This is a genomic window from Massilia sp. ZL223 (assembly GCF_018119395.1).
In the GTDB taxonomy this organism is placed as follows: domain Bacteria; phylum Pseudomonadota; class Gammaproteobacteria; order Burkholderiales; family Burkholderiaceae_D; genus Telluria.
Window position 1 is genome coordinate 270,193 of the sequence record NZ_JAGPWD010000001.1, and the last position, 18,034, is coordinate 288,226.

An 18,034-nucleotide genomic window follows, 5' to 3' on the forward strand; every position below is an offset into this window, starting at 1 on the left:
GCAGCAAAAAAAATGCCCGCTTAAAAAGCGGGCAAAGTCCAAAACTAGGGATGTCCTGAAAGAGACAGGTCCACTTTACGGGTTCGACAGCCTTCGTTCCGTGCGCTGCTTCACATTGCGTATGTTTCTTCTACCTTCTGCGCAATCAGGCGAAAAAAAACCCGCTCCGAGGAGGGAGCGGGTGAAGTCCAAAACTAGGGATGTCCTGAAAGAGACAAGTTCAGTATAGGTCGCCCTTGGGGAATGCTCCGTGCGGTGTTTCACACTGCGGAATTATTTTTCATCCTTCTCAATGCTCTTCTACGGGCAACAGCAGTCAAATAGTTGTCTTCAAACTGAACGAATATATCGGAGACGCGTTCGGCCAATAGTCGAGGCGCCGGACAAAAAAATGCCCGCTCTTGCGGAGCGGGCAAAGTCCAAAACTAGGGATGTCCTGAAAGAGACGAGTCCACTATAAGTTTGGGCTAGCAAGGGATCTGTGCGCTGTCGCACACAAATCCCCAGGTTCTCATCCATACCAGGATGGATCAATAAAAATGCCGCCGCAGCGAAGCTGGGCGGCATTTTCTATAGGAAAGTTCGGAATCAGACCACGGCGCCGTCGGTCTCGTCCTTTTCCTTGACCGGCTTGATCAGGTCTTCGCGCTTCACGCCCAGCCACATGGCGATCGCCGCGGCCACGAACACCGACGAATAGATACCGAAGCAGATGCCGATGGTCAGCGCGATGGCGAAGTAGTGCAGCGCATGGCCGCCGAAGAACAGCATCGACAGCACCATCATCTGGGTCGAACCGTGGGTGATGATGGTACGCGAGATGGTGCTGGTGATCGCATGGTCGATCACCTGGGTCACCGTCATCTTGCGCTGCTTGCGGAACATCTCGCGGATACGGTCGAAGATCACGACCGATTCGTTGACCGAGTAGCCCAGCACCGCCAGGATCGCCGCCAGCACCGTGAGCGAGAACTCCCACTGGAAGAAGGCGAAGAAGCCCAGGATGATGACCACGTCGTGCAGGTTCGCGAGGATGGCCGCGACCGCGAACTTCCACTCGAAGCGGATCGCGAGGTAGGCGACCACGCCGAACACCACCATCAGCAGCGCGTTCAGGCCGTTCTGCGCCAGCTCGTCGCCGACCTGCGGACCGACGAATTCCACGCGCTGCAGGCTGACCAGTTCCTTGCCGGCCGCATCCACGCAGCTGGTGCGGCTGACCTGCTCGCCCTTGGCGCTGGTGGTCTGGAACTGCTTCGGCGTACCCTGCTCGGAGGCGCAGACCGCGTTGAACACCTTGGCCGAGGTGCCGGCCGCCGGCGCGCCCTGCACGATCGGCAGGCGCAGCATGATGTCCTGGGCGGTGCCGAAGCTCTGCACTTCAGGCGCTTCGTAGCCGATGCCGCGCAGCGTAGTGCGGATCTTCTCCTGGTCGGCCGCGTGCGGGTAACGCAGCTCCATCACGGTGCCGCCGGTGAACTCCACCGAGTAATGCAGCCCCTTGGTCGCCAGGAAGAACACCGCCGCCAGGAAGGTCAGCGCCGAGATCACGTTGAGGATCAGGGCGTGACGCATGAACGGGATGTCCCGTTTGATCTTGAAAAATTCCATCGTTAATCCTGAGTAGCTTGTTTCTTGTTAGGCGAGGCCAGGCCTTCCGCCCACACGGTGCCGATCGACATCTTGGTCAGCTTCTTCTTGCGGCCGTACCAGGCGTTGACGAAGCCGCGCGCCACGAACACCGCCGAGAACATCGAGGTCAGGATGCCCAGGCAGTGCACCACGGCGAAGCCGCGCACCGCGCCCGAACCGAACACCAGCAGCGCCAGGCCCACGATCAGGGTGGTGACGTTGGAGTCGAAGATCGTGTCCCAGGCGTGCTTGAAGCCGGCCGAGATCGCCGCCTGCGGCGGCTGGCCCGCGCGCAGTTCCTCGCGGATGCGCTCGTTGATCAGCACGTTCGCGTCGATCGCCATACCGAGCGCCAGCGCGATCGCGGCGATACCCGGCAGGGTCAGGGTGATCTGCATCATCGACAGGATCGCCAGCAGGAACAGCACGTTGGCCGCCAGCGCCAGCGCGCTGAAGAAGCCGACCAGGTGGTAGTAGAGGATCATGAAGATCGCGATCGCCACGAAGCCCCAGACGGTCGAGTGCAGGCCGCGCTCGATGTTCTCGGCGCCCAGCTGCGGGCCGATCACGCGTTCCTCGATGAATTCCATCGGGGCCGACAGGGCGCCCGAGCGCAGCAGCAGCGCCAGCTCGTTCGCGTCTTCCGAAGTGCCCATGTTGGTGATCTGGAAGGTCGAACCCAGTTCGCTCTGGATGGTCGGGGCCGACAGCACGCTGTACTTGCCCTTTTCCTTCAGCAGGATGGCCATGCGCTTGCCGACGTTGTCGCGGGTCGCCTGGCGGATGATGCGGCCGCCGTCGCCGTTCAGGTCGAGCGACACGGCCGGCTGCTGGTTCTGGTCGAAGCTGGCGACGGCGCTGGAGATGTAGTCGCCGGTCAGGATCACGTCTTTCGAGACGACGATCGGGGCGCCGCGGCCTTCGGTGAACAGTTCCGAGTTCAGGGGGATGGCGGCCGACAGTTCGGTGCCCGGGGTCACGCTGGAGTCGACCATGCGCAGCTCGAGGGTGGCGGTGCGGCCGATGATGTCCTTGGCGCGCGCCACGTCCTGCACGCCCGGCAGCTGGACCACGATGCGGTCGGCGCCCTGCTGCTGGATGATCGGTTCGGTGGTGCCCAGTTCATTGATGCGCTTGGACAGGGTGACGATGTTCTGCTTCACGCCCTCTTCCACGGTGCGCTTGAGCGCTTCCGGCTTGAGCGTGACGACCAGCTTGAGGTCGGCGCCGTCGGCGGCCTCGGCCAGGGTCAGGTCGGTCTGCTTGGCCAGGACGTTGCGCGCGGCGACGCGGGTTTCGGCGTCGCGGAAACGCACTTCGATGTTATTGCCCACGCGTTCGATGCCGGCGTGGCGCACGTTGTTGTCGCGCAGCTGGCTGCGTACGCTGGCCTGGATGCCCTTGACCTTGGTGTCGAGCACGGCGCGGGTATCGACCTGCAGCAGGAAGTGCACGCCGCCGCGCAGGTCCAGGCCCAGGTTCATCGGCAGCGCGTTGATCTTCTGCATCCAGGCCGGGGTGTTCTTCACCAGGTTGACGGTGACGATGTAATCGGGGTTGGCCGGATCGCGGTTCAGGTCGCGTTCGAGCGCGAGCTTGGCGCGGAACTGCTCGTCGGTGCCGGCGAAGCGCGCGCGCACCGAGGTGCTGTGGCCGCTGCCTTCGAGGCTGGTGGCGGTGGTGGGAATGCCGGCGCGCTTGAGCGCATCCTCGACCAGGGTGGTGGTGGCGCTGGTGACGTTGATGGTCGACCGGCCCGACGTCACCTGCAACGCCGGCGATTCGCCGAAGTAGTTAGGCGCCGTGTACAGCGCGCCGAGCAGCAGCGCGATGGCGATCAGTAAGTATTTCCAGACGGGATAGCGGTTCATAGTGTTCCGGCATTCATGTTGAGCAGTGCGGCGCGGGGCCGCACGGCTGGCTTACAGGGCTTTCAGGGTGCCTTTCGGCAGCAGGGTGGTTACTGCGTTCTTCTGCACCATGATCTCGGTGCCGGCTGCCACTTCGATCGCCACGTAGGTGTCGGTGACCTTGTTGACGCGGCCCACGATGCCGCCAGCGGTCACGACTTCGTCGCCCTTGGTCAGCGCGTCCATCATCGCCTTGAGTTCGCGCTGGCGCTTCTGCTGAGGACGGATCATGAGGAAGTACATGACCACGAACATCAGGATCAGCGGCAGGAAGGTAGTCAGGCTGCCCATCAGGCCAGGGTCGGCTGCGGTGGCAGTTTGCGCGTACGCGTTGGAAATGAACACAAGAACTCCGATTGTGAAGTTAAAAAAATAAGCGGTGTATTCTAGCACCGGCTTACTGGCGCGGGCCAATCTGGAGGTATGTAGGACTTGCAAAAAAGAATTGCAAGTGTTGATGGAAAATTAATTTCTGGGTGCCGCGTAAACACATTTGACCGAAGTCGCCGCCCCTTTCTCCTCCCAGTACGTATAAAAACGTCATCCCGGCGAAGGCCGGGATCCAAGTTTGTTCGCTTACCCACTGCGCTTGAGCTCAGTGGTTTGCTGGGGACTTGGATCCCGGCCTGCGCCGGGATGACGGTTTTGCGGCTAGGTGAGGAGAGTAAGGGTGGCGGCCTGCCTCTTATACACCCCGCGCGCGGTCTGCCGCGAACTTCAGGCGGAAGGCGTGGAACTGGTCCTGGTCGATCGCGTCGCGCATCTCCTGCATCAGCTTCAGGTAGAAATGCAGGTTGTGGATGGTATTCAGCCGCGCCCCCAGGATCTCGTTCGAGCGGTGCAGGTGGTGCAGGTAGGCGCGCGAGAAGTTCTTGCAGCAGTAGCAGTCGCAGCTCTCGTCCAGCGGCGCCTTGTCGTCCTTGTAGCGCGCATTCTTGATCTTGACGTCGCCGAAGCGGGTAAACAGCCAGCCGTTGCGCGCGTTCCGGGTCGGCATCACGCAGTCGAACATGTCGACGCCGTTGGCCACGCCCTCCACCAGGTCTTCCGGCGTGCCCACGCCCATCAGGTAGTGCGGCTTGTTCTCGGGCAGGCGCGGGCCCACGTGGGCCAGGATGCGCTGCATGTCTTCCTTCGGCTCGCCCACCGACAGGCCGCCGATCGCCAGGCCCGGGAAGTCGATGTCTTCCAGCCCCGCCAGCGACTCGTCGCGCAGATGCTCGTACATGCCGCCCTGGACGATGCCGAACAGCGCGTTCGGGTTCTCGCCGCCCTTGAATTCGTTCATCGAGCGCTGGGCCCAGCGCAGCGACATGCGCATCGACTTGGCCGCCTCCTCGGCGGTGGCCGGACGGCCGTCGATCTCGTACGGGGTGCATTCGTCGAACTGCATCACGATGTCCGAGTTCAGCGCGCGCTGGATCTGCATCGAGATCTCCGGCGACAGGAACTGGCGCGAGCCGTCGATCGGCGAGGCGAACTTCACGCCCTCTTCCGTGATCTTGCGCATCGCGCCCAGCGAGAACACCTGGAAGCCGCCCGAGTCGGTCAGGATCGGCTTGTCCCAGCCCATGAACTGGTGCAGGCCGCCGAATTTGTTCATCACGTCCACGCCCGGGCGCAGCCACAGGTGGAAGGTATTACCGAGGATGATTTGCGAGCCCACTTCCTTCAGCTCGACCGGCGACATCGCCTTGACCGAGCCGTAGGTCCCGACCGGCATGAAGATCGGGGTTTCGATGGTGCCGTGGTTGAGCTTCAAGCGGCCGCGGCGCGCGTGCGACAGGCCGCTGGTGTCTTTCTTCAGGAGGGTAAATTCGAGCATCGGTATTCTTAACGGGAGTGAGTCGTCAGCAGCATGGCGTCGCCATAGCTGAAGAAACGGTATTCGTTGGCGATCGCGTGGGCATAGGCCTTGCGGATCTCGTGGTAGCCGGCGAAGGCCGACACCAGCATCATCAGGGTCGACTTGGGCAGGTGGAAGTTGGTGATCAGGCGCGTCACGGTCTTGAACACATAGCCGGGGGTGATGAACAGCGCCGTGTCGCCGCTGCCCGCAGCCAGTTCGCCGGACTGCGAGGCCGATTCCAGCGCGCGCAGCGAGGTCGTGCCCACCGCCACCACGTCGCGGCCCGCCGCCCTGGCGGCGCGCACCGCGTCCACGGTCTCTTGCGGGATCGTGTACCACTCGGTGTGCATCTTGTGCTCTTGCAGGTTCTCCACGCGCACCGGCTGGAAGGTGCCCGCGCCCACGTGCAGGGTGACATAGGCCAGCTTGATGCCCTTGGCGGCCAGGCGGTCCAGCAGCGGCTGGTCGAAGTGCAGGCCGGCGGTCGGCGCGGCGACGGCGCCCGGCTCCTTCGAATACACGGTCTGGTAGCGCTGCTCGTCGAATTCGTCGGCGGTGTGCTCGATGTAGGGCGGCAGCGGCAGGCGGCCATGGGCCTCGATCAGGTCGAACACGTCGCCTTCGAAGTGCAGGGTGAAGAATTCGCCCGCGCGCTCGCCGGTGGTGACGTCGAAAGCGTCGGCCAGGCGGATGCGGTTGCCCGGCTTGGGCGACTTGGAGGCGCGCACCTGGGCCAGCACGGTGCGGTTGTCGAGCACGCGCTCGACCAGCACCTCGACCTGGCCGCCGGTTTCCTTGACGCCGAAGAAGCGCGCCTTCAGCACGCGCGTATTGTTCATCACCAGCAGGTCGCCCGGCTGGAGCTGGTCGACGATGTCGGCGAAATGGCGGTCGGTGATCTGGTCGCCATCGAGCTGCAGGAGGCGCGACGCACTGCGGTCCGGCAGCGGCAGCTGGGCGATGCGCTCGGGCGGCAGGTCGAAGTCGAAATCGGAAAGCGAGTACATTGTTCTCAATTCTGGGAAAATGGACGCTGCCAGCCTTACAATATAGGCTACAGCGCGTGCGGCGAACCCTCTATTTTACGCCAGCGAACGCCAATTTGCCGCAATATGCCCGCTTCCAAGACCCCTTCCGCCCCGAAAACGACAGAAAGCAAGCTAGCCCGGCTGGGGCTGCGCACCGATATGGACCTGGTGCTGCACCTGCCGATGCGCTACGAGGACGAGACGAAGATCGTCACGATCCGCGAAGCCTGCATGCGCGGCCTGCAAACCTGGCAGGTCGAAGGGATTGTGATCAAAAATGAAATTACCTACAAGCCGCGCCGCCAGCTGCTGGTGACGATCCAGGACGACTCGGGCGACCTGATGCTGCGCTTCATGAATTTCTACGGCAGCCAGGTCAAGCAATTGTCCGAAGGCGTGAGGGTGCGGGCGCGTGGCGAACTCAAGCACGGTTTCTTCGGCGCCGAAATGGTGCACCCGACGTACAAGGTCGTCAACGAAGGCGCGCCCCTGCCGACTTCCCTCACCCCGGTCTATCCCTCGGGCGAGGGCCTGTCGCAGACCATCCTGCGGCGCGCCATCGCCGACGCCATGCGCCGCATCGACTGGACCGACACCGTTCCGGAAGCGATCCGCGCGCGCATGCGCCTGATGGACTTCGCGCCAGCGGTCAAGCTGCTGCACTACCCGCCCAAGGACGTCGACGAACACGCCCTGATCGAACGCTCGCACCCGGCCTGGGAGCGCATGAAGTTCGACGAGCTGCTGGCCCAGCAGCTGTCCCTGAAGCGTGCGCAGCAGGCGCGGCGCGAGAAAGGCGCGCCCCACCTGCGCGCGGTGGGCGCCCTGTCGGAAGCCTTTTTGCAGGCCCTGCCCTTCAAGCTGACCAACGCCCAGCAGCGCGTGGTCAAGGAAATCCGCGCCGACCTGCGCGAAGGCTATCCTATGCAGCGCCTGCTGCAGGGCGATGTCGGGAGCGGCAAGACCGTGGTGTCGGCGCTGGCGGCGGCACAGGCCATCGACAGCGGCTACCAGGCGGCGCTGATGGCGCCGACCGAGATCCTGGCCGAACAGCACTTCCGCAAGATCGCCTCGTGGATGGAGCCGCTGGGGGTGAAGGTCGCGTGGCTGACCGGCAGCCTGAAGAAAAAGGAAAAGACGGCCGCCAACGAGCTGATCGAATCGGGCGAGGCGCAGCTGGTCATCGGCACCCACGCGCTGATCCAGGACACGGTGCAGTTCGCGAAACTGGGCCTGGTGATCGTCGACGAGCAGCACCGCTTCGGCGTCGGCCAGCGCCTCACCCTGCGCAACAAGGGCAGCGACGGCCTGGTGCCGCACCAGCTCATGATGTCGGCCACGCCGATCCCGCGCACCCTGGCGATGACGTATTACGCCGACCTGGAAGTGTCGGTGATCGACGAGCTGCCTCCCGGCCGCAGCCCCATCGTCACGCGCGCCATCGACCAGAACCGGCGCGACGAAGTGATCGAGCGCGTGCACGCGGCGGCGCTGGAAGGACGGCAGGTCTACTGGGTCTGCCCGCTGATCGAGGAATCCGAAGCCTTGCAGCTGCAGACCGCGACCGAGACCTACGAGACACTGGCCGAGGCCCTGCCGGATTTGCAGGTGGGCCTGGTGCATGGGCGCATGAAGCCGCTTGAGAAGCAGGTGGTGATGGATGCCTTCTCGGCCGGCGAGGTGCACGTGCTGGTGGCGACCACCGTGATCGAGGTGGGCGTGGACGTGCCGAATGCCTCGCTGATGGTGATCGAGCATGCGGAGCGCTTCGGTCTGTCGCAGCTGCACCAGCTGCGCGGGCGTGTGGGACGGGGATCGGCGGCATCGGTGTGCCTGCTGCTGTATCAGAGCCCGCTGGGCCAGGTGGCCAAGCAGCGCCTGATGACCATGCGCGAGACCACCGACGGCTTCGAGATCGCGCGGCGCGACCTGGAGATCCGTGGACCGGGCGAATTTTTAGGCGCGCGCCAGTCGGGCCAGGCGATGCTGCGCTTTGCGGATCTGGAGACCGACCAGTGGCTGGTGGAGCGGGCGCGGGACGTGGCGCAGCATCTGCTGCAGCACGAGACGCCGGAGAACATGGCGATCGTGGATGCCCACCTGACGCGCTGGCTGGGTGGACGCGAGGAATTCCTGAAGGCGTAGGGTTGGCGGCCCCATGGGGCGATACCGGCGCCGGTGGGAATGTATGCGCTGGACGCGTGGACGGGAAACCCGTCCACCCTACGCCGACCTAAGCTGCAACCCTACGTACTGATCGCGCTGGTGAAGGTCAGCCGGTTGCCGAAAGGATCCTTGACCGACATATCGCGCGAGCCCCAGGGCATCTCCTCGACCTGCGGCCGCGCATAGCCGTAGCGCTTGCCCGCCAGCTCGGCGTGCAGCGCGTCGATGTCGCTGGTCTCGATGCGCATCGCCGCGCCCGGACAGCAGTCGCCATGATGCTCGCTCAGGTGCAGCACGAGTTCGCCGCGCGACACCTGCAGGTACAGCGGCAGGTCCGGCTCGAAGCGGTGCTCCCAGTCGACCTGGAAGCCGAGGAAATCGACATAGAACTCGCGCGCCTTGCGTTCGTCGAAGATACGCAGGATGGGTGTAGCCTTCGTCAGCTGCATGCCGGCTCTCCTTTAACGTGCCTGGTCCGCCTTGTAGGTCAATCCGATCTGGCGGCGGATCTCGTCCATCACGCCCATCAGCGCCAGGGTCTCTTCCATCTTCATCGACGGGCTTTCGATCAGCCCTTCGCGCCAGCAGCGCTGCGCCTCGATCACTTCATGCACGTAGCCGTTGCCGAGGTAAGGCGTGTCGATGGTGCGCGACCTGCCGTCTTCCAGGGTAACGGTCACCGTCTTCGCGCGGTGGAACATGGTGTTCATGCGCACGCTGCCCTTCTCGCCCGATACGGTCAGCTCGCAAGGCGTGCGCGCCAGGAAGGAGCAGCTGCACACCGACATGCCGCCGCCCGCATGCTTGAGCGTGAAGCCGGTCTGTACGTCCACGCCGGTCGGTCCCATCACGGCCTGGGCCTTGATCTCTTCCACTGGACCGAGCAGCGCCGCCGCAATCGACAGCGGGTAGATGCCCAGGTCGAGCAGCGCGCCGCCGCCCAGCTCGGGGTTGAACACGCGGTGCTCCGGCCCAAAGCTGGCAGTGAAGCCGAAGTCGGCCACCACCTGGCTCACCTTGCCGATCTCGCCCGATTCGACGATGCGTTTGGTCTCCAGGAAGGCCGGCAGGTAGCGCGTCCACATCGCTTCCATCATGAACAGGCGCTTCGAGCGCGCCAGGGTGACCATCTGCTCGGCTTCGCGCAGGTTCATGGCGAACGGCTTTTCGCACAGCACGCCCTTGCCGGCGCGCAGGGCCATCAGGGCGTTGTCCGCGTGCTGCGGGTGCGGGGTGCCGATATACACCAGGTCGATGCCGTCCGCCGCCGCCAGTTCCTCGTAGGAGCCGAAGGCGGCAGCGGCGCCGAACTCCCCGGCGAAGGCCTGGGCCTTGTCCAGGCTGCGCGACGCGACGGCGGCCAGCACGGCGTCCGGCACGTCCTTCAATGCGTTGGCGAAGGCCTTGGCGATCTTTCCGGTGCCGAGTATGCCCCAGCGTACTGCGTCAGCCATTGTGTACTCCTTGTCGATCCGCCCGCTTGGGACGGAATACGGTCGTATCCAGATAAAATTCGGCGTCCTGGCCCGGCCACCAGCCCGGCACACCCAGCGCCTGCAGCGGCGTGAAGGCGGCGGTGCTCAAGCCTTCGCGGACCAGTTGGTCAGCCACATGTTCGTCCAGCCAGGCGCGCCGCGCCTCATGGCCGAGTGCGAAGAAGGCATCATCGGCGAACACCACGCGCACATGCGCCGTGATCGCCTTGCGCGGTGCGACCAGCTTTTCCATCAGCGCGTGGCCGAACAGCCAGACCTGGGCGTCGCGACCGAACATGGCGCGCTTGTGAAACAGGGCGTCCAGCCAGCGGTGGCCGCGCAGGTCGTCGACCAGCGCGCGTCCGGCTTCGTCCTCGCGCACCACCAGCAAGGCGGCGTTCTCGTCGAAGATGGTGGCCGCGTCGCGCGCGGGACCGCGCGACTTGCCGACGCCGTCCTGCGCGATCTGGGCCGCCTGAAGGGCGTTCAGTTCGCGCTTGATGAGCGGGAAGGTCTGCCACACCAGCCCGTTGAAGAAATCGTGCAGGTTGTCGCGCGAGGGCACCTGCCCGGTGGCGCCGATGAATTCCTCATAGGCGCTGCCTTCGGGGAGCGCGGCCTGGGGTACGAAGCGCAGCGGCAGGCCGGCGTGGTTGCGCAGGCCGAGCGCCTGCGCATTGCGGTTGAAGGCGTCCAAAAAGTCCTCGCCTTCGAGCGCCAGCCGTTCGAAGGCCGGGCGCACCGCGTCGTACCACGGACGCGCCCAGTCGATCTGCGCCAGCATGAAGGATTTACACCATCTTCCAGTTGATGGTTTCGCCGGCGTTCAGCGGCACCAGCTGGTGTTCGCCCATCGCCACGCTTTCCGGCAGGGTCCAGGCTTCGCGCTTGAGGGTGATGGTGCCTTCGTTGCGCGGCAGGCCGTAGAAGGCCGGGCCGTTCAGGCTGGCGAAGGCTTCGAGCTTGTCGAGCGCGCCGGCCTGGGCGAAGGCTTCGGTGTACATCTCCATCGCGTGCAGCGCGGTGTAGCAGCCGGCGCAGCCGCAGGCGGCGTACTTGGTGTGCACGGCGTGCGGCGCCGAGTCGGTGCCGAGGAAGAAGCGCTCGTCGCCGCTGGTGGCGGCGGTCACCAGCGCCAGGCGGTGTTCCTCGCGCTTGAGCACCGGCAGGCAGTAATAGTGCGGACGGATGCCGCCGCGGAAGATCTCGTTGCGATTGTAGAGCAGGTGATGGGCGGTGATGGTCGCCGCGATCGGGCCTTCGGCCTCGGCCACGTACTGGGCCGCGTCCTTGGTGGTGATGTGCTCGAACACGACGCTCAAGGTCGGCATGTCACGGCGCAGCGGGCGCATCACGCGCTCGATGAACACGGCTTCGCGGTCGAAGATGTCGATCTCGGGATCGGTGACTTCGCCGTGCACCAGCAGCGGCATGCCCACTTCCTGCATCATTTCCAGGGTCTTGTAGCACTTCTTCAGGTCGGTCACGCCCGCCGCCGAGTTGGTGGTGGCGCCGGCCGGGTAGAGCTTGACCGCGTGGATGAAGCCGGTGTCCTGGGCGCGGCGGATCTCGTCCGGGTCCGTATTGTCGGTCAGGTACAGGGTCATCAGCGGCTCGAACTGGACGCCCTCCGGAATCGCGGCCAGGATGCGCTCGCGGTAGGCCAGCGCCTCGGCGGTCGTGGTGACCGGCGGCTTCAGGTTCGGCATGATGATCGCGCGGCCGAACTGGCGCGCGCTGTGCGGCAGCACGCTGGCCATGGCGGCGCCGTCGCGCACGTGCAGGTGCCAGTCGTCGGGACGGACGATGGTGATGGAATCTGGGGTATCGATGGTGGACATGGCGGTTCTCGGATTGCGGATGCCGACATTTTACCCGCAGCGGCCATCCGGGTTACGCGCTTGCGCGGCGCCATGCCGTGAATTGCATTAATGACACCCCTATTTCTTGCCGGGAAAGCCGAAAACTTTTTTCTCGATTCATATAGATGATGTGGTTGACACGTATGAGTTCGTGGATTAGCATGGATTCACGTTCCAACAAACCTGGATGGACGAACAAGGAGACAGACATGATTCATTTTGTGGTGCACGAAGATGGTGACTCGGTCGGTACGGTCGTGGTCGAGGGTGTGAAGTCCGGCGCAACGCTCAACGGCTGGGTGATGGAGCAGGACCGGGTGGTCGAGGTGCGCACCGTCAGCGATATCCCGATCGGCCACAAGATCGCGCTGAACGCGCTGCAGCCGGGGGACACGGTGATGAAGTACGGCGTCGACATCGGCAAGGTGGTGGCCCCGATCGCGGCCGGCGAACACCTGCATGTCCATAACGTCAAGACCAAGCGCTGGTAAGCCGCATTGCCTTCCCGGCCATCATCGAATACCGAACTGCGAATTGAACGGAGACACCCCATGATCAACCAGGACACCACCTTCCTCGGCTACCGCCGCGAAAACGGCCGCGTCGGCGTGCGCAACCACGTCATCGTGCTGCCGGTCGACGATATTTCCAACGCCGCCGCCGAGGCCGTGGCCAACAACATCAAGGGCACCATGGCCCTGCCCCACCCCTACGGCCGCCTGCAGTTCGGCGCCGACCTCGAGCTGCACTTCCGCACCATGATCGGTACCGGCGCCAATCCGAACGTGGCGGCCGTGATCGTGATCGGCATCGAGCCGCAGTGGACCCAGCTCATCGTCGACGGCATCGCCAAGACCGGCAAGCCGGTACAGGGCTTCGCGATCGAGGGCCATGGCGACCACGACACGATCTACCGCGCCTCGAAGGCGGCGCGCCAGATGGTGCAGTGGGCGTCCGAAAAGCAGCGCGAGGAATGCCCGATCAGCGACCTGTGGGTCTCGACCAAGTGCGGCGAGTCCGACACCACCTCCGGCTGCGGCGCCAACCCGACGGTGGGCAATGCCTTCGACAAGCTGTACGGCCTGGGCGCGACCCTGGTGTTCGGCGAAACCTCGGAACTGACGGGCGGCGAGCACCTGGTGGCCGCGCGCTGCGCCACGCCGGACGTCAAGGAAAAGTTCATGACCATGTTCAACCGCTACCAGGACATGATCAACCGCTACAAGACCTCGGACCTGTCCGATTCGCAGCCGACCAAGGGCAATATCGCGGGCGGCCTGACCACGATCGAGGAAAAGGCGCTGGGTAATATCCAGAAGATCGGCAAGAAATGCCGTGTCGACGGGGTGCTGGACAAGGCCGAGACCCCGACCGGTCCGGGACTGTGGTTCATGGACTCGTCCTCGGCCGCCGCCGAGATGGTGACCCTGTGCGCAGCCTCGGGCTATGCGGTGCACTTCTTCCCGACCGGCCAGGGCAACGTGATCGGCAACCCGATCGTCCCCGTCATCAAGATCTGCGCCAACCCGAAAACGGTGCGCGTGATGGAAGAGCACATCGACGTCGACACCTCGGGCCTGCTGCAGCGCGAAATCAACATGGATGGCGCGGGCGACAAGCTGCTCGAGTGCATGCTGCGCACCGCCAACGGCCGCCTGACGGCAGCCGAAGCGCTGGGCCACCGCGAGTTCGTGCTGACCCGCTTGTACGAAAGCGCATAAGGTCCGCCTGCTCCTGCAGGGCGACTGAATACCGTCCTCGCCGCGTACGGCGGCGGGGACGGCGTTTCCATTTTGCCAGCGCGCGTGCCGCTATGCTTCCCTCCCAAGGACGCCCAACAAGATCTTCGACTTGCCTCCAACAGAGGAAGAATGAGGCAAGCGAAAGGAACCCCTGGTGGATGTCAGCTCCTCTCTCAATGCCTATCGAGCCCGCCAAGACGTCGTTGGCTACCGGGCGCGCGTCCGCAACACGCTTGTATTTTTCATAGTTTCATCTCGTGCGCCTATGCCCACTCTTGGTCGATTGCCGCCGTCCAGCCTACGGCAGGTTTCGACCCAAAGCGGAAGTTCGCCTTCGCTTCGCATTCAGGCTGCAACATCTGAACCCATCAGTCGCACACCTTGCGGCATAGGGCCGCCTTCCGCGACCTAATGCATTCAGCTTCTCTGGACGGCTGCAAGGGCACGCACTTAGACCCGGCACCGGGAACACTCCGCCGGCGAATCGCCTCAACGTAAGCTGGTGACAATGGAGAACAGGCCTCGCCATGTCTTCCAGGTTCAAACGTTCTCTCGAACCAGCTAACGAGTTCTTGCACAAGAGGGCCCGGTAGATCCGACCGGAATCCGGGACCGCGCTTCTCCAGGCCAGCACTGCGCAAGCTCGAGGGAAGCTCGGATAGTCCAACGGCTTCACGCCCAAAGTAGAAAAAATGGCGCGAGACCAGGGCGAACTTGTTCCCTTGCCCCTCATCAGAATGATCCAACCTCCCTGCGAAGCGCGTATCCCGCAGGTAGCGACCGAAGTCCAGCTTCTCGTCCACACGCATCAAATAAATGATGCGTCCGTTGCCAGCGCTGTCTGAGCTCTGTCCCCCGGTTCCGAGGACCCAGTCGCCCACATTGGCCATCTCGACCAAATTCCGCTTGCGGCCGCGCTTCGCAAATTTGCAATGCACCAGCGTGCAGTACATCCCGGACGGGTTGGGCGCGAAACCGTGATCGTGGTCCACCACGTACGAATAGAGCTTTGACGTGTTCATGATGCCTAACTTGAAAGTACTTGGCTGCAGGAACGCGCAGCGGTCCAACATTATTTTACGACGACAAAACTTCCGATCTATTATGCGGCCGATGGCCGCGTCTGGCCGACGGCTGCCCTACGTGGCCGGCGCCTTCCGACCCGTAGCAGACCTAAGCGCTCAAGGAAATGCTCACGAAGACCGTAATCTCAGCTTTCTAAGTTGGCGGCCCCCGGGGGGCATCAGATCCCAAAAGCTTTCAGGCCCGCATCGAATAAGGCTTCCAGAGAGTTACGATTCTGGTAAATCGGGCCGCCGCCCCTTGGGATCTCTTCATAAAGGCAATACGCATTTTCTCCTGCGAATTTGTCGTTCAGCAGAGCGCGCCTGCCAAGAATATACGGAATAAACGGCTTCATCCGAACGGTGGAGTAGACAGTGTTGGCGCTGAACCCGAGAGTCGCGTCCTGGCTGATCATACGCCCGGTCCCGACATTCTCGAGTCGGACGCCGCGGCAGCCTTTCACGATCAAGGTGCAGGGGCCTTCGAACGACAAGTAGCGCAGTTGAAGTGTCATCCACGCATGCAATGTTCTCAGCTTCCAGTGGCTGCGGATCTTGGGTCGCCGCCCGCGCTGATAGACGACGCCGATCATTCCGCGAACCTGCAGGACGAAGGACGCCCCGGCGGGGATCTCGAGCAATGCTACTTCCTCAAGCGCATTGACAGTTGACGAGATCACGATGTCAGCCGGCCGGTGTGTTGATAATCGATTTAGCATCCATAAGCGGGCCGCAATACTCGGCAGCCAATATGACCAGTCAAAAAGTACTTTCGTCTTAACGTCGACATGCTCGGGCTGGCTCTGGCAGTAAGCTGGTCGGATCATCATTTCATCTCCGGGCGCAAGAACGACTCGTTTCGACACGGCGGATATCAGCGGACCTCCCCCGTCGATCGGGTCGGGCGACCCAAAACTGAACGCTTCGCTCTCCTGCTTCCTCGCAATGACGATCGGACGCGCGCGTGCGGCCAGAGGTGCCAGCAGAAAGTAAAAGACGGCCCGGATGGAAAATGGCACCACCAGCCAGGCCACGAGCAACCAGACAGCCGTACCAAGTACTGGTTTCACGGCTTGGTAAGCTTGCCACGCAATACTTCGCGCGGCGAGAGTTCTAGCGCGTGCTGCTCGCTGATGGAGCGGTGTGGCAGCAGCAATCAAGCGTTGTTCATCGATTAGCGGCTGCGCAATGGCTGGCGCTTGAGGCAGCTGGTCGACTAGTTGCTTCTGCTTGCGAAAGCGCGCCAACGCTGCATCAGCCCGTGTTTTGAGAGTGGAAACCTCGGCCTCACGTTCACGCACCAGCGTGTTGACTGCCGAGCCAGAGTACACGCGGTCGATCCATCGACGATCCGCTAGGGCGCGCCGAAGTTTGCTTTTTGCCTCTTCTTGCTCCGTGAACGCACGTAGATAAGCGAGACGGAGATTTTCAAGATTGCGCCTGGCCTTTTCGCGGTGGACTACGACATCGAGACGAGCGCGCGACGCGGCAAGATAAGCACGTTCCTGGCGCCGCAAATCGAGTTCGATTCCATGGAGCGCTGCTCGTTCCAGCCGCGCAGGCATTGCGTCCATTCCACTGCGGAGAACCGATACGATGGACAAGTCATCCTGCGTCTGCTCAAGACGCAGGATGACGCTGTCAAGAGACCGAATCTCCGCTTCCAAACGGTCCAGCGGCATCGTCGCCAGTCGCTGCGCTTCAAGAACAATCGTGGAGCTCAACGTCGACTTGTACAGGTTGACGTTGAGCTCCGCGCGCTCAAGCAACGGCAACTCGTCGATAAAGCTGCGCACCTGCCGCCACTCGTCATGAATCCACCTTCCGCATAAAAGCATGAGCACAATCCCGATGAACAGCAGGACATAACGGCGAATGAAACTGAAGAACGACGACAGCAAATGCCTCATGTGGCGAGCCCAAGATTGATTAGGAGAGAAAATGTGATGTGGATCGTTCCGCCAATGGTTTGGGTAGCTTCGCCAGGCAGTGCCGAACATCGCCTATTCCCAAGTACCTGATCGGACCAGCGCATGTCCTGGCAGATGAATGACCGCTCCTGGCCGATCTCGGCATTGAGCTCAGCATAGCAGGTCGCCAGGGGCGAAAATCGAAGACTGTCACGAAGGGGCGGATCCGACCTATTGTGTTGAAAAACTCGGTTCTAGTGTCGGCCGAAAACGAAAGATCGGTAATTCGACTGTGCCGAACGGACTTCATGGCACGAACGTTGGTCAGTTGGACTGTTGATGCCACCGAAATTTCGCTGTAAAAGTTGCCGTCAGACATTTTCAACACAATAGGCCGGCAGCGGACGGTCGCAATGGCTCAGTGTACGGAGTGCTTGCTCTAAGGGCAAGGGACGGGAATCGCCAGGCGTGTCAAGCCTGCCCAGCCCGGACCGGCCTGTCCGCGAAGTATTCCTTGATCGCCGCCGTGAACGCCATGCGGCTATGGCGCGTCCTCTCCACCATCCCCACGCAGCGCTCGACAGTCACGCCGCGCAGCCGAACCACCCTGAGCCCCTCGTCCTGTTCCCAGCGCACATTGGCCAGCTGGGGCACGATCGACACACCGAAGCCCTGGCGGACGATCTCGATGATCGCCTCCACCGAGTTCAGCTCGAGTTCCTCGCGCGCACCCACGCCGCATTCGTCCAGCACATCCTTCACCAGGCTCCCGGTCCAGGTATGGCGGTCGAAGCGGATGAAGGGCGCTTCGCGCAGCACGTCGAGCGGCTTGTCGGGCAGGTCGAAGTGCGGCCGGCGCGGGACGATCAGCACCATCGGTTCGTGATACAGCGGGGTCCACACCAGGCTCGACGCCAGCGCGCGCGGCGGCTGGGTGACGATCGCGGCGTCGAGTTCGCCGCGCTCCACCTGCACCACGAAGTCAGCCGACAGGCCGCCGAACAGCTGGACCTTCAGCGCCGGATGCTGCCGCTTGATGGTCCACAGTGCGTCGGCAAAAGAACCCATCAGCGCCGACACCAGGGCGCCCATCACCACCCTGCCGGACAACTCGTCATGGCTGTCGGAACCGGCCAGGGCCTCGAAACGCGCCAGCAGGTCCTCGATCTGCGGCACCGCCTTGCGTCCCGCCGTGTTCAGCACCACCGAGCGCGGGCCGCGGTCGAACAGCACCTGGTCCAGCTCCTCCTCCAGCGCCCGCATCTGCAGGCCGACCGCCGCGGCGGTCAAGCCGATCTCCTTGCCGGCGGCGGCGAAGCTGCCGTGCCTGGCGACGGCGAGGAAGGTCTTGAAATTGCGGATCGAGGCCATGGGTCGCAGCGGGATGATCGATACA

At 63.3% G+C, this 18,034-nt stretch carries 15 protein-coding genes; 3 read left to right on the forward strand and 12 right to left on the reverse strand.

Features of this window, described 5'->3' with window-relative positions:
- Positions 1–588: 588 nt before the first annotated feature.
- The 5 genes from secF to queA all read right to left on the reverse strand — a co-directional run bounded on the left by secF (position 589) and on the right by queA (position 6,398).
- Positions 589–1,611, reverse strand: a complete 1,023-nt coding sequence (gene secF / locus KBW95_RS01200; RefSeq protein ID WP_211525946.1) for a protein translocase subunit SecF — start codon at positions 1,609–1,611, stop codon at positions 589–591.
- 2 nt (positions 1,612–1,613) lie between these two features.
- Positions 1,614–3,503 carry a protein translocase subunit SecD gene (gene secD / locus KBW95_RS01205; RefSeq protein ID WP_211527298.1) on the reverse strand — a complete coding sequence of 630 codons (1,890 nt, stop codon included), beginning with the start codon at positions 3,501–3,503 and terminating at the stop codon, positions 1,614–1,616.
- Between the two features lie 51 nt (positions 3,504–3,554).
- Positions 3,555–3,887, reverse strand: coding sequence for a preprotein translocase subunit YajC (gene yajC, locus KBW95_RS01210; protein WP_211527299.1), 333 nt, complete (start codon positions 3,885–3,887; stop codon positions 3,555–3,557).
- Positions 3,888–4,227: 340 nt separating this feature from the next.
- On the reverse strand, positions 4,228–5,367 hold the full coding sequence (gene tgt, locus KBW95_RS01215) for a tRNA guanosine(34) transglycosylase Tgt (protein WP_211525943.1): 1,140 nt from the start codon (positions 5,365–5,367) through the stop codon (positions 4,228–4,230).
- A gap of 8 nt (positions 5,368–5,375) precedes the next feature.
- Positions 5,376–6,398, reverse strand: a complete 1,023-nt coding sequence (queA, locus tag KBW95_RS01220) for a tRNA preQ1(34) S-adenosylmethionine ribosyltransferase-isomerase QueA (RefSeq protein WP_211527300.1) — start codon at positions 6,396–6,398, stop codon at positions 5,376–5,378.
- A gap of 105 nt (positions 6,399–6,503) precedes the next feature.
- On the opposite strand from queA, the gene recG reads away from it, so the two are divergent.
- Positions 6,504–8,564 carry an ATP-dependent DNA helicase RecG gene (recG, locus tag KBW95_RS01225; RefSeq protein WP_211527301.1) on the forward strand — a complete coding sequence of 687 codons (2,061 nt, stop codon included), beginning with the start codon at positions 6,504–6,506 and terminating at the stop codon, positions 8,562–8,564.
- Positions 8,565–8,665: 101 nt separating this feature from the next.
- On the opposite strand, the gene KBW95_RS01230 is transcribed toward recG, so the two are convergent.
- Genes KBW95_RS01230 through pyrC form a run of 4 tightly spaced genes read right to left on the reverse strand, consistent with a single transcriptional unit; the run spans position 8,666 to position 11,901 of the window.
- The gene (locus KBW95_RS01230) at positions 8,666–9,034 is read right to left on the reverse strand and encodes a glyoxalase superfamily protein (protein ID WP_211527302.1); all 369 of its coding nucleotides are present in this window, start codon (positions 9,032–9,034) and stop codon (positions 8,666–8,668) included.
- 12 nt (positions 9,035–9,046) lie between these two features.
- The gene (locus KBW95_RS01235) at positions 9,047–10,039 is read right to left on the reverse strand and encodes a Gfo/Idh/MocA family protein (RefSeq protein ID WP_211527303.1); all 993 of its coding nucleotides are present in this window, start codon (positions 10,037–10,039) and stop codon (positions 9,047–9,049) included.
- A complete protein-coding gene (locus tag KBW95_RS01240) occupies positions 10,032–10,844 on the reverse strand; it encodes a DUF3025 domain-containing protein (protein ID WP_211527304.1) in 813 nt (270 codons plus the stop codon). Before KBW95_RS01240 ends, KBW95_RS01235 begins: the two co-directional genes overlap by 8 nt.
- A 7-nt stretch (positions 10,845–10,851) precedes the next feature.
- Positions 10,852–11,901 (reverse strand): dihydroorotase, encoded by a 1,050-nt coding sequence (gene pyrC / locus KBW95_RS01245; RefSeq protein WP_211525933.1) that lies wholly within the window; start codon positions 11,899–11,901, stop codon positions 10,852–10,854.
- A gap of 230 nt (positions 11,902–12,131) precedes the next feature.
- On the opposite strand from pyrC, the gene KBW95_RS01250 reads away from it, so the two are divergent.
- Entirely contained in the window at positions 12,132–12,413 is a 282-nt protein-coding gene (locus KBW95_RS01250) for a UxaA family hydrolase (protein WP_020653945.1), read from the forward strand.
- Between the two features lie 60 nt (positions 12,414–12,473).
- Positions 12,474–13,643, forward strand: a complete 1,170-nt coding sequence (locus KBW95_RS01255) for a UxaA family hydrolase (protein WP_211527305.1) — start codon at positions 12,474–12,476, stop codon at positions 13,641–13,643.
- 389 nt (positions 13,644–14,032) lie between these two features.
- Here KBW95_RS01255 and KBW95_RS24845 read toward each other — a convergent pair whose 3' ends face one another.
- From KBW95_RS24845 to KBW95_RS01270, 3 genes are all read right to left on the reverse strand, one after another.
- Positions 14,033–14,737 (reverse strand): hypothetical protein, encoded by a 705-nt coding sequence (locus KBW95_RS24845; RefSeq protein ID WP_373888735.1) that lies wholly within the window; start codon positions 14,735–14,737, stop codon positions 14,033–14,035.
- Positions 14,738–14,907: 170 nt separating this feature from the next.
- Positions 14,908–16,638, reverse strand: a complete 1,731-nt coding sequence (locus tag KBW95_RS01265; RefSeq protein ID WP_211527307.1) for a hypothetical protein — start codon at positions 16,636–16,638, stop codon at positions 14,908–14,910.
- A gap of 471 nt (positions 16,639–17,109) precedes the next feature.
- The gene (locus KBW95_RS01270) at positions 17,110–18,009 is read right to left on the reverse strand and encodes a LysR family transcriptional regulator (protein WP_211527308.1); all 900 of its coding nucleotides are present in this window, start codon (positions 18,007–18,009) and stop codon (positions 17,110–17,112) included.
- Between the last annotated feature and the right edge of the window lie 25 nt (positions 18,010–18,034).

Coding starts and splice junctions, on each gene's coding strand:
- recG (WP_211527301.1), top strand. CDS start 6,504: ATGCCCGCTTCCAAGACCCCTTCCGCCCCGAAAACGACAGAAAGCAAG.
- KBW95_RS01240 (WP_211527304.1), bottom strand. CDS start 10,844: ATGCTGGCGCAGATCGACTGGGCGCGTCCGTGGTACGACGCGGTGCGC.
- KBW95_RS24845 (WP_373888735.1), bottom strand. CDS start 14,737: ATGTTGGACCGCTGCGCGTTCCTGCAGCCAAGTACTTTCAAGTTAGGC.
- KBW95_RS01265 (WP_211527307.1), bottom strand. CDS start 16,638: ATGAGGCATTTGCTGTCGTCGTTCTTCAGTTTCATTCGCCGTTATGTC.
- KBW95_RS01250 (WP_020653945.1), top strand. CDS start 12,132: ATGATTCATTTTGTGGTGCACGAAGATGGTGACTCGGTCGGTACGGTC.
- tgt (WP_211525943.1), bottom strand. CDS start 5,367: ATGCTCGAATTTACCCTCCTGAAGAAAGACACCAGCGGCCTGTCGCAC.
- queA (WP_211527300.1), bottom strand. CDS start 6,398: ATGTACTCGCTTTCCGATTTCGACTTCGACCTGCCGCCCGAGCGCATC.
- KBW95_RS01235 (WP_211527303.1), bottom strand. CDS start 10,039: ATGGCTGACGCAGTACGCTGGGGCATACTCGGCACCGGAAAGATCGCC.
- KBW95_RS01230 (WP_211527302.1), bottom strand. CDS start 9,034: ATGCAGCTGACGAAGGCTACACCCATCCTGCGTATCTTCGACGAACGC.
- KBW95_RS01270 (WP_211527308.1), bottom strand. CDS start 18,009: ATGGCCTCGATCCGCAATTTCAAGACCTTCCTCGCCGTCGCCAGGCAC.
- pyrC (WP_211525933.1), bottom strand. CDS start 11,901: ATGTCCACCATCGATACCCCAGATTCCATCACCATCGTCCGTCCCGAC.
- KBW95_RS01255 (WP_211527305.1), top strand. CDS start 12,474: ATGATCAACCAGGACACCACCTTCCTCGGCTACCGCCGCGAAAACGGC.
- secD (WP_211527298.1), bottom strand. CDS start 3,503: ATGAACCGCTATCCCGTCTGGAAATACTTACTGATCGCCATCGCGCTG.
- secF (WP_211525946.1), bottom strand. CDS start 1,611: ATGGAATTTTTCAAGATCAAACGGGACATCCCGTTCATGCGTCACGCC.